The organism is Mesorhizobium sp. M7D.F.Ca.US.004.03.1.1 (genome assembly GCF_003998635.1).
In the GTDB taxonomy this organism is placed as follows: Bacteria; Pseudomonadota; Alphaproteobacteria; order Rhizobiales; family Rhizobiaceae; genus Mesorhizobium; species Mesorhizobium loti.
The window spans coordinates 1-13,927 of sequence record NZ_RZQG01000062.1; the positions used below are offsets into that span (position 1 = coordinate 1).

17 protein-coding genes are annotated in these 13,927 nt (G+C 61.3%); 8 read left to right on the forward strand and 9 right to left on the reverse strand.

What is annotated here, in order from left to right; translation table 11 throughout:
• On the reverse strand, positions 1 to 447 hold a 447-nt coding region (locus EN935_RS06425; RefSeq protein WP_164771028.1), incomplete at its 3' end, for an AzlC family ABC transporter permease.
• A gap of 173 nt (positions 448 to 620) precedes the next feature.
• On the opposite strand from EN935_RS06425, the gene EN935_RS06430 reads away from it, so the two are divergent.
• Positions 621 to 1,079 (forward strand): Lrp/AsnC family transcriptional regulator, encoded by a 459-nt coding sequence (locus EN935_RS06430; RefSeq protein WP_127265010.1) that lies wholly within the window; start codon positions 621 to 623, stop codon positions 1,077 to 1,079.
• A gap of 187 nt (positions 1,080 to 1,266) precedes the next feature.
• Positions 1,267 to 2,469 carry an MFS transporter gene (locus EN935_RS06435; protein ID WP_127265011.1) on the forward strand — a complete coding sequence of 401 codons (1,203 nt, stop codon included), beginning with the start codon at positions 1,267 to 1,269 and terminating at the stop codon, positions 2,467 to 2,469.
• Between the two features lie 150 nt (positions 2,470 to 2,619).
• On the opposite strand, the gene EN935_RS06440 is transcribed toward EN935_RS06435, so the two are convergent.
• Entirely contained in the window at positions 2,620 to 3,060 is a 441-nt protein-coding gene (locus EN935_RS06440) for a hypothetical protein (RefSeq protein WP_109660043.1), read from the reverse strand.
• A 134-nt stretch (positions 3,061 to 3,194) separates the two neighbouring features.
• On the reverse strand, positions 3,195 to 3,677 hold the full coding sequence (greA, locus tag EN935_RS06445; RefSeq protein ID WP_127265012.1) for a transcription elongation factor GreA: 483 nt from the start codon (positions 3,675 to 3,677) through the stop codon (positions 3,195 to 3,197).
• A gap of 116 nt (positions 3,678 to 3,793) precedes the next feature.
• Here greA and EN935_RS06450 point away from each other — a divergent pair, with 116 nt between their 5' ends.
• Positions 3,794 to 4,681: a hypothetical protein gene (locus tag EN935_RS06450; protein ID WP_127265013.1), complete on the forward strand. Its 888-nt coding sequence runs from the start codon at positions 3,794 to 3,796 to the stop codon at positions 4,679 to 4,681.
• 168 nt (positions 4,682 to 4,849) lie between these two features.
• Here EN935_RS06450 and EN935_RS06455 read toward each other — a convergent pair whose 3' ends face one another.
• A complete protein-coding gene (locus tag EN935_RS06455) occupies positions 4,850 to 5,149 on the reverse strand; it encodes an HlyU family transcriptional regulator (protein ID WP_126070064.1) in 300 nt (99 codons plus the stop codon).
• Positions 5,150 to 5,262: 113 nt separating this feature from the next.
• Positions 5,263 to 5,931 (reverse strand): PadR family transcriptional regulator, encoded by a 669-nt coding sequence (locus tag EN935_RS06460; RefSeq protein WP_109660037.1) that lies wholly within the window; start codon positions 5,929 to 5,931, stop codon positions 5,263 to 5,265.
• Positions 5,932 to 6,202: 271 nt separating this feature from the next.
• Here EN935_RS06460 and EN935_RS06465 point away from each other — a divergent pair, with 271 nt between their 5' ends.
• On the forward strand, positions 6,203 to 6,460 hold the full coding sequence (locus tag EN935_RS06465) for a DUF2798 domain-containing protein (protein ID WP_127265014.1): 258 nt from the start codon (positions 6,203 to 6,205) through the stop codon (positions 6,458 to 6,460).
• A gap of 67 nt (positions 6,461 to 6,527) precedes the next feature.
• On the opposite strand, the gene EN935_RS06470 is transcribed toward EN935_RS06465, so the two are convergent.
• The 3 genes from EN935_RS06470 to EN935_RS06480 all read right to left on the reverse strand — a co-directional run bounded on the left by EN935_RS06470 (position 6,528) and on the right by EN935_RS06480 (position 8,320).
• On the reverse strand, positions 6,528 to 6,896 hold the full coding sequence (locus tag EN935_RS06470) for a DCC1-like thiol-disulfide oxidoreductase family protein (RefSeq protein ID WP_127265015.1): 369 nt from the start codon (positions 6,894 to 6,896) through the stop codon (positions 6,528 to 6,530).
• Entirely contained in the window at positions 6,897 to 7,961 is a 1,065-nt protein-coding gene (locus EN935_RS06475; RefSeq protein ID WP_127265016.1) for a DMT family transporter, read from the reverse strand.
• 65 nt (positions 7,962 to 8,026) lie between these two features.
• Positions 8,027 to 8,320, reverse strand: coding sequence for a GYD domain-containing protein (locus EN935_RS06480; RefSeq protein ID WP_109660030.1), 294 nt, complete (start codon positions 8,318 to 8,320; stop codon positions 8,027 to 8,029).
• A 326-nt stretch (positions 8,321 to 8,646) separates the two neighbouring features.
• On the opposite strand from EN935_RS06480, the gene EN935_RS06485 reads away from it, so the two are divergent.
• Complete coding sequence (locus EN935_RS06485; protein ID WP_126070067.1) at positions 8,647 to 9,702, forward strand: TauD/TfdA family dioxygenase; 1,056 nt, start codon at positions 8,647 to 8,649, stop codon at positions 9,700 to 9,702.
• A 26-nt stretch (positions 9,703 to 9,728) separates the two neighbouring features.
• Here the strand turns inward: EN935_RS06485 and EN935_RS06490 are convergent, their stop codons facing one another.
• Complete coding sequence (locus EN935_RS06490; protein ID WP_127373215.1) at positions 9,729 to 10,025, reverse strand: hypothetical protein; 297 nt, start codon at positions 10,023 to 10,025, stop codon at positions 9,729 to 9,731.
• Between the two features lie 163 nt (positions 10,026 to 10,188).
• Here EN935_RS06490 and EN935_RS06495 point away from each other — a divergent pair, with 163 nt between their 5' ends.
• The 3 genes from EN935_RS06495 to EN935_RS06505 all read left to right on the forward strand — a co-directional run.
• A complete protein-coding gene (locus tag EN935_RS06495) occupies positions 10,189 to 11,457 on the forward strand; it encodes an IS256 family transposase (protein WP_164758059.1) in 1,269 nt (422 codons plus the stop codon).
• A 404-nt stretch (positions 11,458 to 11,861) separates the two neighbouring features.
• The gene (locus EN935_RS06500) at positions 11,862 to 12,584 is read left to right on the forward strand and encodes a hypothetical protein (RefSeq protein WP_127266202.1); all 723 of its coding nucleotides are present in this window, start codon (positions 11,862 to 11,864) and stop codon (positions 12,582 to 12,584) included.
• 520 nt (positions 12,585 to 13,104) lie between these two features.
• The coding region (locus EN935_RS06505) for a DUF4158 domain-containing protein (RefSeq protein WP_164771029.1) at positions 13,105 to 13,927 on the forward strand (823 nt) is incomplete at its 3' end.

A 13,927-nucleotide genomic window follows, 5' to 3' on the forward strand; every position in this document is an offset into this window, starting at 1 on the left:
CATATAATAACGCGGACTGAAGGCCGGCGGGATGCCTGCCGCTGCACGCTGCCTGGCATCGGCAAGCCCGAGCGCCCAGCTTTCGTCGCATAGGAAGAACAGCGCCGGAAACACCTTGCGCCTTGGCAGATCGCGCAGGAACGGCGCCAGTGCCGCTCCCATCAGCAAATGACGGCTGTTGACCAGGAAAGTGATGGCGACGATGAGCACGATGTGCGGCGGCGACGTCCACAACTGGATCGCCGCGAATTCCGAGCCGCCGGCGAAGTTCAGCCCTGTCATCATGGACAGTTCGACCGTGCTCAGCCCTTTCTGTGTGGCCTGGGCGCCGAGCACCAGCGCATAGGGGATGGTGCCGAACAGCACCGGCGCGCAGGACGTCACGCCACGGCGGAACTCGGATCCCAAGCCATCGCCCGCCGCCTCGACTGCCTGTGAAATGCTCATGGCTATCCATCGGCTAGCCTGGCGGCCGCCGCCTCTGGTTGCGTTTGGAATCTCGTGAATGTCGGCGGCAAACATACCGGCACCGGCTCAAAATTTGGTTGCGAAGATTGTTGTATTTCACCAAATTTTGGCATTGAGTGTCACAGATTGCCAAATAGATGGAATCCAAAGCCATGAAGCTGGATGAGATCGACAAGCGGATCCTGCGGGCACTGCAGCGCGACGGGCGCATGGCCAACAATGATCTGGCCAGTGAAGTCGGGCTGTCGCCCTCGCCTTGCCTGCGGCGCGTGAAGCTGCTGGAGGAGGCCGGAGTCATCGACCGCTACGTCGCCGTGCTTAACCCCGCCAGCATCGGCAAGGGCCTGACCTTCTTCACCCGCATCTGGCTGAAGACGCAGGATGAGGACACAATCGAACATTTCGCCACCGAAGTGGCCAAGCTGCCGCAGGTGATGGAGTGTTACCTGATGCTCGGTGATTGCGACGCCATGGTGCGCGTGGTGGCGGCCGGCATCGACGACTACCGCCGCTTCCAGTCGGAGCATCTGAGCCGCATCAAGGGCGTGCAGAACGTCAAGACCGACGTTCCCAGCCAGACGATCAAATACACGTCGGAACTGCCGATCTAACGCATGTCGCCCAAAAGTGCGAAGCGGTTTTGGGATAACGACATGCGTCCAAAAAGACCATGCCACCGAAAACGGCGCCATTCCGGACTGGATAAAAAATGCAACCGGATTGTAGGGTCGGCCTCGGCGCCAGCGTCCTTCGGACGCAAGCAGCGCGCAGCGCTGCCCTCTGGCATGGGAGATTTGAATGAGCATTTCCTATCGTTGGGTCATCGTCGCCGCTGGCGCGCTGATGTCCTGTGTCGCCATCGGCACGATGTTTTCGCTGGCGATCTTCCTCGAGCCGATGGCGATCGACACCAACTGGTCGCGCACCGGCATTTCCAGCGCCATGACGCTGAATTTCCTGGTGATGGGCCTTGGCGGATTCGCCTGGGGCGCGATATCGGACCGTTTTGGCGCCCGCATCGTCGTGACGATCGGTGCTGTGCTGCTCGGGCTGGCACTGGTTCTGGCCAGCCGCGCCGGTTCGCTCTTGAGCTTCCAGATCACCTATGGCGTGCTGGTCGGCCTCGCGGCAAGCGCCTTCTTCGCGCCGATGATCGCGCTGACCACAGGCTGGTTCGACACCAACCGCAGCCTAGCCGTCTCGCTGGTCTCGGCCGGCATGGGGGTGGCGCCGATGACGATCTCGCCCTTCGCCCGCTGGCTGATCTCGGCCTATGACTGGCGCACCGCCATGTTCGACATCGGCATCACCGCCTGGGTGCTGCTGTTGCCGGCCGTGCTGCTGGCCCGCCAGCCGCCAAAGCCCGCAACGGCGGATGTGGCCTCGGCGCCGGCCCCCGAAGGTGCTGGCCTGACGGTAGGCCAGGCACTGCGCTCGCCCCAATTCATCGTACTCGGCCTCACCTTCTTTGCCTGCTGCGCCGCGCATTCCGGGCCGATCTTCCATATGGTCAGCTATGCCATGCTGTGCGGTGTCGCCCCCATGGCGGCCGTCTCGATCTACAGCGTCGAGGGTCTCGCAGGCCTCGGCGGTCGGCTTTTCTACGGCGTGCTGGCCGACAGGCTTGGCGTCAAGCCGGTGCTGATCGCGGGCCTGGCGATCCAGGCGATCGTCATTGCCGCCTATCTCTCGATCAGCCGGCTCGAGCAGTTCTACATGCTGGCCGTCATCTTCGGCGCCACCTATGGCGGCGTCATGCCGCTCTACGCGGTGCTGGCGCGCGAATATTTCGGCCAGCGTATCCTCGGCACCGTGTTCGGCGCCGCCACCATGCTGTCCAGCCTCGGCATGGCGCTGGGACCGCTGGCCGGCGGCATGGTGTTTGATGCCTACGCCAACTACCACTGGCTGTTCATCGGTTCGGCCATCATAGGCCTTGGCGCGGTCGGCATCGCGATCGCCTTCCCGCCACTGCCGCGACGGGAGTTGCAGCCGGCATAGGGGCAAACAGGGGTTGTGATTGAAAGAGCGAAGGTCGGTTGATCCAAAGCCGACCTACGTCTTCCACGATGCGAACGACGGCGCCTTGCAGAAGCTGCCGGCGCAGCGGGAGCCTTTCGGTCCGCCCATCCAAGGACTGACGAACCCTTTTTACTTCACCGTGATGGCCATACCGCTGAGATCGGCGTTGACTTGCAGGCCTACCTGTTTGCCTGTGAGTTCGAGTTGGGCGCCCTTGTCATTGGTCATGACGATCACCTGAGCCCCTTTGCCGAGAGCGCCGCCGCCGCCCGCTGCCCCGTAGACCCCCGTTACATCCCGGGCGCGTCTGATATGGCGCACTGTCCCGCGGAAATAGGTCTTCGAAACCCCGAAGGCGAGACCGCCCGAGACGGCGCCGACGGAGATGGGGTAGCTGCGACCATGGAAGGTCAGCGTGCCTTCGCCGCCGGAGCCACCGATGAAGAATGCCGCCTTGTAGACGGCGAAGCGAATCGTGCCGCTGTCGGCATGCGCGGCACTGGCAACACTGACGGCCCCGGCGGCTATGGCGGCAACCGCGAGTGAACGAAGTCTGGACGAAATCATCATGATGAGAGCTCCTCAAGTGGCCGCTTGCCCAACGGTTGGGCTCGTCAGCGTGGTACCAAAGTTACAATTGAACAGTCTCGCCCGTCATTGGTTCCAGGCACTCGCCCCGGTCGTACGCCATACCTGATGTCCAACTAGGAAATGGACAGGATCTCAAGTTCGTGTTGCCCCAGCTGGACAAAGTCGCCAACGGTTTTGCCAGTCAGCGCGATGGCAACCGGCGAACCATGCGATATGGAAGCCTGAGAGGGGTTGGCCTCATCCTCACCGACGATGCGAAAGGTCTGCGTGCGGCCATCGTCACGCTTGAAGGTAACCGTGTGCCCGAAGGCGATCACTTCATTGGACGAGGGCACCGACATGAGCTGGGCCGTACGGACGCGCTCGGCATAATAGCGCATATCCCGAACCGGAACCGCTGACTGCCGTCGCCTCTCGTTGACATCTTCCAGCACGTTAGCGGCCTCGAGAGCCTGCTGAGCGCGAGCCAATTCAACCTGCAGCATCTTGAGGCCCACCTCGGTGACGAGGTTGATTCGATCGGAGATAGGGCGAGCCGGCAGGATGGTTTCCGATGCCGCCTCGGCGCTTTCCTCCTTGGCAAATGCTACGCTCAATTGTCGAGACTCTTCTTCATAGACGCCATCCCTTGCCGACGGAATTCTAAAAAAGGTTGTGTCGGACAGGCCTGAGACGATAGCAATTATTCTGCTGTTTGCGGGGACTTTTCATCGTGACAACTCGCCTGCGTCCGCTCGCAACCTTTTGCTTGATCGTCACAGGCTTCTTTGCGGCCCTGGTTGCTACCGCATCGGCCGCCGCACAGCAGAAAACGCCCGAAGTGTGGCCGATGAATTTCATTTTGGTTCGGAACGGTGATTGCACGGTAAGCTGCGTCCAATGGATCTCTGCCGAAGGCATCATCAAACCTGACACAGCCGGACAATTTGAGAAGTTTCTGAGAAAGCTGAAAGGCCAGAAGCTTCCTGTCGTGTTTCAGTCTGGCGGCGGGAACGTGGATGCTGCGCTCGAAATGGGACGCATGATCCGCACCGCCGGCCTCGAAACTGCGATAGGCAGGACGCAGTTGAACGGCTGTCCGATGCTGGTGCCGCGCTGTCCAGAAAAGATGGTCAGGAACGGCTGGTCGGAAGGGGAAGTTCATTCTGGCGGGGCATACTGTTTCTCGGCCTGCCCATGGGCCCTGGCTGGAGGCCAGGTCCGCGCGGCGGCTGCCAATGCCCGGATCGCCGTCCATCAGATAACGAACGGCCGGAAGAAACCCCGAATGCACAACGGCAGAAGAGACCTCGACGAGATTTCGACGGTGCCTGATCCGGCGCTGAAGCAGATGATGTCTGATTATTTCGACGAAATGGGCATCAACAGTGCCGATGTGTTCGCCATGATGGGGCTGGCAACGCCGCAGGGCCTTTATAATGTCTGGGACGCTGAAGCGCTCAAATCAGGCATCATAACGAAAGTCTACTCGGAGTCGGAAGAACCGGGCTACGTCATCGGTGGAACGGATGTTACCGATCCGGCCGCGCCCACGCCGGCGGCTACTCCTGTGCCGGCGGTTACCCCAATGCCGGACGAGCTCATGCATTTACTGCCATAGCGTCCGGCAAGGCGGCCTCTAGAGTGAGCCGGCTTTGACGGCATAGCGGGGCGTATTGCGGAGACCAGGTCTTGTTTTGGCAATTCCCGACAGGCGTGGCAGCATCTTCATGTTGAACGATTGGGCTCATTGCGAGATGCCGAGGATCTTCGCCTCGACCGGTCTTGCTTACCCGAAAATCCGCTCGCCCTGCTCGTCGACCAGTTGCATGCCCTTCTTGATCGAGATGTCGACGGCGTCGTCGAGCCCGGCGAAGCGGTCGGCGCGGATGAATTTGTGTTCCTTCACCACGCCGTCGATCTCCTTGGAGACGATGCCGCAGGTCTGGTACTGGCCATCCGTCTTGTAGGGCGTGGCGCTGATCAGGAAACCCTTGTGCTCGACCTGCTTGGCCGGCGCCATGCTCTTTGGCTCACCCGCCTCGGCTCCGCCGCCACCACCGCCGAAAAGACGCTTCAGAAAAGACATCGGGCTTCCTCCAACAGCATTCATCCCGCACCATGTAGCGTGGCGCGGGATGAATTTCACTATCGGTCCTTGGCCTGGCGGGCAAGGGCTGCGCCCTGCCGTGCCGGAAGAGCTTACTTGTGCGACAGCGCTTCCAGCGCCTCGGCGGCGGCTTCGAGGATGGCGATTGCCTCGGCCTGCTTGTCAGCCGGGGCATCGACGAAGTCGCCGAGAGCCGCGCGCAGCCGGTGGCGGACAGCGCGGAATTCGTCGCGCGCCTCCGAGCGGCCGCCGCGGCGCCCGCCCTCTTCGCGCTCGTCGTTCCAGCCGAACCAGTCGCGCGCCTTGGCCATCTTGCGGCCGAAGCGCTCGAGATGCTCGAGCACGCCATCGATCATCTCGCGGTTGTCGGCGAGATGCGCTTGGCCCGCCTCGGTGATCGAGAACACCTTCTTGTTGCCGTCGGCGGCGGAGGCGGCATAGCCGGCCTCTTCCAGGAAGGTCAGTGTCGGATAGACGACGCCCGGGCTCGGGCTGTAGATGCCGCTGGTGCGCTCTTCCAGCGCCTTGATGATGTCGTAGCCGTGGCGCGGCGCCTCGGCCAGCAGCGACAGCGTGATCAGCTTGAGATCGCCGTCGGCCAGCATGCGGCCAGCGCGGAACATGTCGCCCGGGCCACCGCGTCCACCGCCACGACCACCGTGCCCGAACGGGCCGAAGCCGCCGCCGCGCCCGCCGAATTTGCCGGCCATGTGCATGAACATGCGCTCGCCGAAATGATTGTTCCCAAAATGTTTGTGCATTGATTGCTCCTTGAGTTCTATCTTACGATATATCTTAATTAGGCAAGCCAATCGATGGAGTCAAGATATATCTTACGATGTATCTCGATATGGCGCCAGAGGCTTGCTTTCAGCGAAACGTGCCGCTAGAAGGCCCGCGAGCGCCTCGGCTGCTCCGTAAGCGTCTGACGTCAAGCAACGCATCCAACCCCGGTCTTTCCGGGCAATTTTGCCGGTCACCGGCGAATGGATGCCAATGCGACGGACCGGACACTTCAGGGAAACTCCCAAAATGACTGCAAGACATCAGCGCAGGAAGCTGCCTGCGCGCTATGCCGCTGTTCTCAGCCCGCTGGTGCTATCGCTGTTGATGACCTTCATCGTCTCGTTCATCTCGACGTTGAAAAGCCTTGGCTTCCACCCCGACCTGCCGTCCATCTGGCTGACCGCCTGGGGCCTGTCCTGGCTGGTGGCGTTTCCGACGCTGCTGCTGGTTCTGCCGATAGTACGCCGTATCGTCGGCGCGCTCTGCGAGCCGGCCAGCCGATAAGGCCACGCGAAAAAGGTCCGGAGATGTCCTCCGGACCTTTGCACTTCTGGTCATCAATGACGAATTGCTACCAGCGACCCTTGCGCCGGTTCCAGGCATAGAGCAGGTCGGCGAAACGATCATAGACAAAGCGTGTCAGCGGCAAGGCAACCGGATTGCCGAACAAAGTCGCCAGCCAGCCCTCGCCCGGCGTGACCTTCCACACGGCGATGGCAACGTCGGCGCCGACCAGCAGCCTGCCCGCCGCGTCGGTGGCGTGCAGCCGGCGGCGGATATCCTCAAGCGACGCGCCATGTCCAGCAAGCGCTGCCGGTTCAAAATTGATGTCTCGGAACTCGATCCGCCTAGCCTTGACCGCTTCAATCAGCCGCCGCTTCTGCCTGCTGATACCGGCGTCACAAGCCGGGCAGCGCGTGTTGTACCAGACGGTCAGCATTTATCCGTGGCCATGCCTGTGGTGCAGGTCGGGATAATGCGGATGCCGGTGGCGCATCGGCGCATGCCGGTGCCAGTGCGAATGCGGCTCGCTCACCGGCCCGTCATGCTGGTGCTGGTGGTGCTCGTCATGCACATGGCTGTGCTCGTGTTCCAGTTCCTCGTGGTCGTGCTCATGCTCATGGCGTTCCGACAGATGCAGCCACAGGCCGGCGCCCATCAGCAGCCCGGCAACCGCCAACTTGAGCGTGACGGCGTCACCCAGTATGGCGATTGCCAGCAACGCGCCGATAAAGGGGGCGAGCGAGTAATAGGCCCCTGTCCGTGCCGTGCCTAGATGACGCAACGCCACGATGAACATCACCAGGCTGACCCCGATGCCGAAGAAGCCTACGGCCGCGATGACTGCCACGACCGACGCCGGGGGGAACGAAGCCCCGCCGGCAAGCGCCAGCCCGACATTGACGACACCCGCCACCAGCCCCTTGAGCATGGCGATCACCACCGGGTCGGTGGCCGAGATCCTGCGCGTGAAATTGTTGTCGATCCCCCAGGCCATACAAGCCCCTGCCACCAGCAGGGCGCCACGGTTGAAGGCGATACCCTCGCCTTGCCACGACAGAAGAACGGCGCCCGCCAGAATGGCGAAGGCACCCAGAAGCAGACGCCGGTCGACATTCTCGCGATAGACGAGCCAGGCGATGGCCATCGTCGCCAGCCCTTCCAGATTGAGCAGCAGCGCCGAACTGGACGCCGTGTTGAGGGTCAGGCCGAACATCAGCAGCACCGGCGCGATAACGCCACCCATGCCGATTGCCAGCGCCAGCCAGGGAATATCCCCAGCGGTCAGCTGCGCTTCCCCGGCCGCGGCCTGCCTGCCCCGGAGCAGGCGGTACAGAGCGAGGCCAAGTCCAGCACCGAGATAGAGCAGCCCGGCCAGCATGAAGGGATTGACGCCCTCGAGCAGCAGCTTGCTGAGCGGCGGCGTCGCCCCGAACAAGGCGGCCGAGCCAAGCGCCAGCGGCACGCCAGGCCACAGATGAGAATGCGAATGCGGTTCGGACATGGCTATATCCTAGCGCAAGCTCCCCAGGAATGGCGATGCGCTTTACGCGCTGTTTCGTCACGGCCCTATCCGAGCGAGGTGATGATCTCGCGGTAGGCGAATTCGGGAAAGGCCTTCAGTGTCCGCGTCCTGACATTGCCGCTCGCCGCCAGCATCAGCGAGAAACGCGCCAGCACCGCGTCGTCGGGCGCTTCGACCACCGCCACCATGTCGTATTCGCCCATGGTCAGGTAGAACGCCTTGAACGATCCACCCATATCCCCCAGCTGCTTCCTTGCGGCGTCGAGCCGCTTCGGTGAATCGCGCACGTTTTTGGCGCCCTGCTCCGTCCAGTTCATCAGCACGATGTAGCTTGTCATGGCACACCTCCTCCGGGGCCACGGAGCACGGCGGCTTCGCCGGGGCGGGCATCCGGGTTGTCGCCCAGAAATGCATCCGATACGAAATTATCCTCCCGCGGCGAACGTCCCGCAAGGACTATCGCTCCGGCGCACGATTGCTGGGTGAAGGCGAGCCTCGCGCCAGGCGCCACGAAGACGGCGGCATGGCGACGACGGCAAACAGTCGGCGCCGACCTGGGAAAGCCGGTTTAAAAACCCGCCCGATTGCGGCAATCTCCGTCGTGGCCGTCAGCCTGGGAAATCCCCGGCGGTGTCCGAGACGGGTCCGGCCGCAGGAGAGCTTCATGCGCGAGACCATCGAGCTGCCGCCGGGAAAGATCGAAAGTCCTGCCGCGTGGACCGGCGAGGACATGGCGAAGCATCCGCAGAATTGGCTGGTCGAATTGGACCCGCAGGACGTCGCGGAATTGGAAATGGCGGCAACCGGCTTTCTCGCCCGCTCGCAGGATATCGGCAATTTGACCAAGGCCGATTTCCCATTGCCCAGGCTTGCCGGCCATCTTGCCGCCCTTCGCGAAAAACTCATCGCAGGCATCGGGTTCGAGGTGCTTCGTGGTCTCCCGGTCGAAAAATACTCCGCGCAAATGGCGGCAACGGTCTTCTGCGGGGTCGGCGCGCATCTGGGAAGCGCACGATCCCAGAATGCCCAGGGCCATATACTCGGCCATGTCCGCGACACAGGCGCCGACGCCAGGGATGCCACGACCCGCATCTACCAGACGGCGGAGCGCCAGACGTTTCACACCGACTCCGCCGACGTCGTCGGCCTGCTCTGCCTGCGGGATGCCATGCAAGGCGGCGAGTCCCTGCTGGTCAGCACGGTGACGATCTACAACGAGATGCGCAAAAGACGGCCCGATCTGGTGCGCCTGCTGTTTGATCCGATCGCCACCGACCGGCGCGGCGAGATACCGGAAGGGGAAAAGCCCTACTTCGAAATCCCGGTCCTCAACTGGCATGCAGGATTGCTGACCGGCATCTATCAGCGCCAATACATCGACAGCGCGCAACGCTTTCCCGATGCCATGCGGCTGAGCTCAGCGCATGTCGAAGCGCTGGATCTCTTCGACAGCCTTGCCAATGACCCGAAACTGAACCTGTCGATGCGGCTTCGGCCGGGCGACATGCAGTTTGTCTACAATCATTCGCTGCTGCACGACCGCATGGGTTTTCGCGATTGGCCAGACCCGGACAAGCGTCGCCATATGCTGCGCCTGTGGCTGTCGATTCCCGGCGACCGTCCGCTGCCCGAGTGCTTCAGGCAGCGTTATGGCTCGATAGAGATCGGCGACCGAGGCGGCATCATCGTCAGGGGGACACGGTTGAACGTGCCGTTGTGACCGACAATCCCTTGTGGAAATTGCGGTTAGTGAACAACATGAATTTCCACCGCAAAAAGCCCGTCCGTCGTGCCGCGCCCGGATAACACCACCCCGATGCCCCGATGAAGCGTCTTATGAAATTCGCCGGAGATACCGCATAGTGTGCCGGTCAGAATTGGCATCCCCGCCAGATCGACTTTATGCTGGCAACGGAATGATGAGCCCGCCGTATCGCCAACTGAAAACTCGAGTTGCGTATCCTCACCCACCAGTGCAGCCAACCAAAGCGGATATACTGTCAGCACTGTTGCACGGACAATAATCCAGACAAAGAAGGGCATCACAAGAACGCCGAAGACGGAAACAAGAAAGGCTTTGATGGATGTGTCCGGGGCCCGAAAGTCCTGAGCTATGGCTGAAACTGGGTGATGACGGTTTGAGAAGGGCGACGTATCGAGGCGGGTGATGAAGCCTGCCAGAACCTCTCAAGGAGAGCGATACGCCATGAACGAGACTATCAACATTGTTCGCCTTCGTCAGCCCGACGAAATCGATGATCCCCTGACGGATGTGCTTCGCACCGGCGCGCGCAAATTGCTGGCGGAGGCGATCGAGATGGAGGCCGAAGCGTTTCTTGCCGAGATGCGGGATCTCAAGCTCGCCGACGGCCGTGACCGGATTGTGCGGCATGGTCACGGCCCGGAGCGGAGCATCCAGACGGGGATCGGGGCGGTGCCAGTCAGCCGGGTGAAGATCCGGGATCGCGGCGCGAATGGCGAGGTTGATCGGGTCCGGTTCTCCTCATCGATCCTGCCGAAATGGGCGCGTCGGACGCGAAGTCTGGATGCGCTGCTTCCCGTTCTCTACCTGCGCGGTGTTTCGACGGGCGATTTTCAGGAAGCGCTGAGCGCGCTTGTGGGCAAGGAGGCGCCGAACCTCTCACCCTCGGTGATCACGCGACTGACGGCGGAGTGGGGCATCGAATACGATCGTTGGCAAAAGCGCGATCTTTCGGCGCGCCGCTATGTCTATGTGTGGGCGGACGGGGTCTACCTGCAGGCCCGGATGGAAGATCATGCCGAATGCATGCTGGTCCTGATCGGCGCCACGCCCGAGGGCAAGAAAGAGCTGCTCGGCTTCCAGACCGGCATTCGTGAGAGCGCACAGAGCTGGCGCGAGCTGCTGGTCGACGTCAAGCGTCGTGGCCTGCAGATCGCGCCCGATCTTGCCGTCGGCGACGGCGCGCTTGGCTTCTGGAATGCGCTCGATGAGCTCCTTCCCGGCACCAAGCACCAGCGATGCTGGGTGCACAAGACAGCCAACGTGCTCAACAAGGTGCCGAAATCGGTGCAGGCCGCCATGAAGACGGACTTGCGCGAAATCTTTTCCGCCCCGAACCGAGCCTCAGCCGAGACGGCGATTGCCGTCTTTGTCGAGAAATATGATGCGAAATACGGCAAGGCGGTCGACTGCCTGACCAAAGATCAGAATGCCTTGCTGGCGTTCTACGATTTCCCCGCCGAACATTGGGATCATCTGCGAACGTCCAATCCCATCGAGAGCGTCTTTGCGACCGTTCGCCATCGCACGGTGCGCACCAAGGGCTCGCTCTCCTCGAAAACCGCCAGGCTGATGGTCTTCAAGCTGGTCATGGCCGCCGCCAGGACGTGGCGACGACTGAAAGGACAAAATCAGTTGCCTAAACTCATCGCAGGTGCCACGTTCCAGGACGGAATCGAGGTCATTGAACTGAAGCCACAGAGCGCCGCTTGATCAGCCTCGTCACCCAAATTCCAGCATAGCTCGCACCAATGCTTCGCACGGGTCACCACGTTTTAGAGCAACCGGCGCTCTGATCTGGATCGCCCCGCCACCGCAGATGGCCAGATCACCACTACGCCGTCGGCGAAGCAGGTGAGGCGAGGCTTCGACGAGGCGTCTTCGTTCTCGCACTCGTCTAAGGAACGCGACGAGGATGGTTAGCGCAGAAAGCTGAGGACGTCACGCGAAACGAACGCTCTATTGGCGCCCTCCCAGTCCGGGGGAACCTCGCGCAGGATTGGAGCGACGGGGGTGATTGAGTGCTCCTTCTTGGAGGGAGAGCCTCATGGGAATGGGAAGGGAATTCATATTTGTCAAAGTATGGAAAGATATCACACAGAGAGAATTGAGCCTCAATGGATTATGCAAAACTACTGACGAATGGCGTCGGGGCGTGGTTGAACTTCGAGGCAGCATGCGGGCGCACAAGCCTGTTCAGCGAAAAGTACATGGCGCACCCCATCGGCCAAATCCTAAACGGTGCAAGTGGCGGCAGAACTGTTGCAGAATATAAACATCCTGTCCTCGCGCCGCAGATGAGCGCCAGGGGTCGACGTCCTGAGCTAGATTTCGTGGTTCTGGATACTGAGGGGAAGGTGGCCCTCGCAGTTGAGTCAAAATGGATTGGTCGAACGACCCCTTCCGTTGAAAAGATTTTCTGGGATCTGATCCGCCTTGAGATGCTTGCGAACCGTGGCATCCGGTGCCTCTTCCTTTTAGGCGGCAAGCGAAAGAGCCTCGAACAGCTGTTTGAGCATACCGCATTCGATGCTAAGGACAATCGCGGAATGTGGTGTCCGCTTTTGCGGTGGGACAACAACGTCCAACACAACACGACGCTTGGCCCAACCGTTGAAGCAAGGCGGCTGATGCTTCGCAAGCTGTTTAGGGACTTCCAGACGTTTCAGTTTCCTCACGCGGTGGTCAGCAGGCGCACCGCACCGTTTCCCGCAGATCCGAATTCTTCGACGTTTCAGGTCTACGCTTGGGAAATTAAGTCGCCCGCCAACCGGATGCCATTTCAGCCACGAAATTCCGCGCAGTACCATCAGAACGCAAAGCCAGAGGACGACGAGTAATCCCGCGACGGCGCGCCTCTTGCGCAATCTGGTTCATTCGATACTTATTATACGGTCGGAGGAAGGTAGTGGGTGCTACCAGTTTGACGTCAGGTCACGCTGGGCCGTGAGGCCTCCGGTTCGAGTCCGGACTCCTCCACCCTCTAACACGGTTGCATGACAACCGATGGAAGGAAGACGTGAGATCACATCCCTCCGCGCCGCCGCACGCGTTAGTTTCAAGCGCGACGACATGGCCGAACTTTGGCTGAGGCAACCTCCGCGAGACCTGGGTAGTGCCCCACCTCTATCAGACCTCGTGTTTCGGCAGGAGCTTGGATCTCCATCGGCTCCCCGGCTCCCGGGCGGCCCCCGGTTCGCCAAGGGGTCGGAACAAGAACCGTTCCCGCAGACACGCTAAGGTCGAACGAAGCGCGAACACGCGCATAGATCTGTAGATGAAGCCACTGGGCTGGTTGAAAGCCTCCGGCCGATGGCGAACCAATTCCCTTGGAATTTAGTGTGCCGAGGGAGAAGGCGAGTGGGTAGAAGACGGCTTGTCAGTTCAAAGGAAGCGGCGATACTTCTGGGCATAGCGACGGACGAGGATAGTCTGATCCGTCACTTTACACTGGACCCGTCAGATAGATTGGAATGCGAACTCCGCCGGCGACCGCAGAACAAGCTGGGCTTCGCCGTTCAACTCTGCACGATGCGACAAACGGGGCGGCTCTTGTGGGATAACGAGCAGCCACCCGCGGCTGTGATCGACTATCTTGCGGATCAGCTTGGTATCGACGCGCGCCTCTACGCCTTCTATGCGCATCGAGTACAGACGCGCTTCGATCACAGCCGATCGTTGATGGCTTACCTCGGTCTCCGGACTGCATCTAGAGACGATCGCCGCGCCGCCCTTGTGGCTGCAATCGATGCGGCGACCAATGGCGATCACGGGTTGCCGATCGCGACAGCAGTCATTGCCGAGTTCCGGAAACGAAACGCACTCCTGCCCTCGCTGCATTCCATCGAGAAGATCGGCCTCGGCGGTCGCGCGATAGCTCGCCGACGGGCTGAGAAAGAACTCGTCGAAGGTATCCCGCCCGATCGGCTTACATTTTTGGACAGGCTGTTGGAGGTTGACCCGGCCCTCGGCCAGACGCGCTTTCATTGGCTGAGATCGGCGCCGGATGCGCCTGGTGCTTCGAACCTGATTGGGCTGACCGAACGGATCGCCTTTTTGCGCACGCTGGAGATCGATCCGAAATTGCAGATGCGCATATCCTCCGGACGGTGGGATCAGATGATCCGTGAGGGCAACGCCACGCCGGCATGGCTGGCCAACGACTTCAATACCAGCCCTCGAC

Coding starts and splice junctions, on each gene's coding strand:
- EN935_RS06490 (WP_127373215.1), bottom strand. CDS start 10,025: ATGCCCTTCTTTGTCTGGATTATTGTCCGTGCAACAGTGCTGACAGTA.
- EN935_RS06480 (WP_109660030.1), bottom strand. CDS start 8,320: ATGACAAGCTACATCGTGCTGATGAACTGGACGGAGCAGGGCGCCAAA.
- EN935_RS06500 (WP_127266202.1), top strand. CDS start 11,862: ATGGATTATGCAAAACTACTGACGAATGGCGTCGGGGCGTGGTTGAAC.
- EN935_RS06430 (WP_127265010.1), top strand. CDS start 621: ATGAAGCTGGATGAGATCGACAAGCGGATCCTGCGGGCACTGCAGCGC.
- EN935_RS06460 (WP_109660037.1), bottom strand. CDS start 5,931: ATGCACAAACATTTTGGGAACAATCATTTCGGCGAGCGCATGTTCATG.
- EN935_RS06475 (WP_127265016.1), bottom strand. CDS start 7,961: ATGTCCGAACCGCATTCGCATTCTCATCTGTGGCCTGGCGTGCCGCTG.
- EN935_RS06435 (WP_127265011.1), top strand. CDS start 1,267: ATGAGCATTTCCTATCGTTGGGTCATCGTCGCCGCTGGCGCGCTGATG.
- EN935_RS06470 (WP_127265015.1), bottom strand. CDS start 6,896: ATGCTGACCGTCTGGTACAACACGCGCTGCCCGGCTTGTGACGCCGGT.
- EN935_RS06440 (WP_109660043.1), bottom strand. CDS start 3,060: ATGATGATTTCGTCCAGACTTCGTTCACTCGCGGTTGCCGCCATAGCC.
- EN935_RS06485 (WP_126070067.1), top strand. CDS start 8,647: ATGCGCGAGACCATCGAGCTGCCGCCGGGAAAGATCGAAAGTCCTGCC.
- EN935_RS06455 (WP_126070064.1), bottom strand. CDS start 5,149: ATGTCTTTTCTGAAGCGTCTTTTCGGCGGTGGTGGCGGCGGAGCCGAG.
- EN935_RS06465 (WP_127265014.1), top strand. CDS start 6,203: ATGACTGCAAGACATCAGCGCAGGAAGCTGCCTGCGCGCTATGCCGCT.
- EN935_RS06495 (WP_164758059.1), top strand. CDS start 10,189: ATGAACGAGACTATCAACATTGTTCGCCTTCGTCAGCCCGACGAAATC.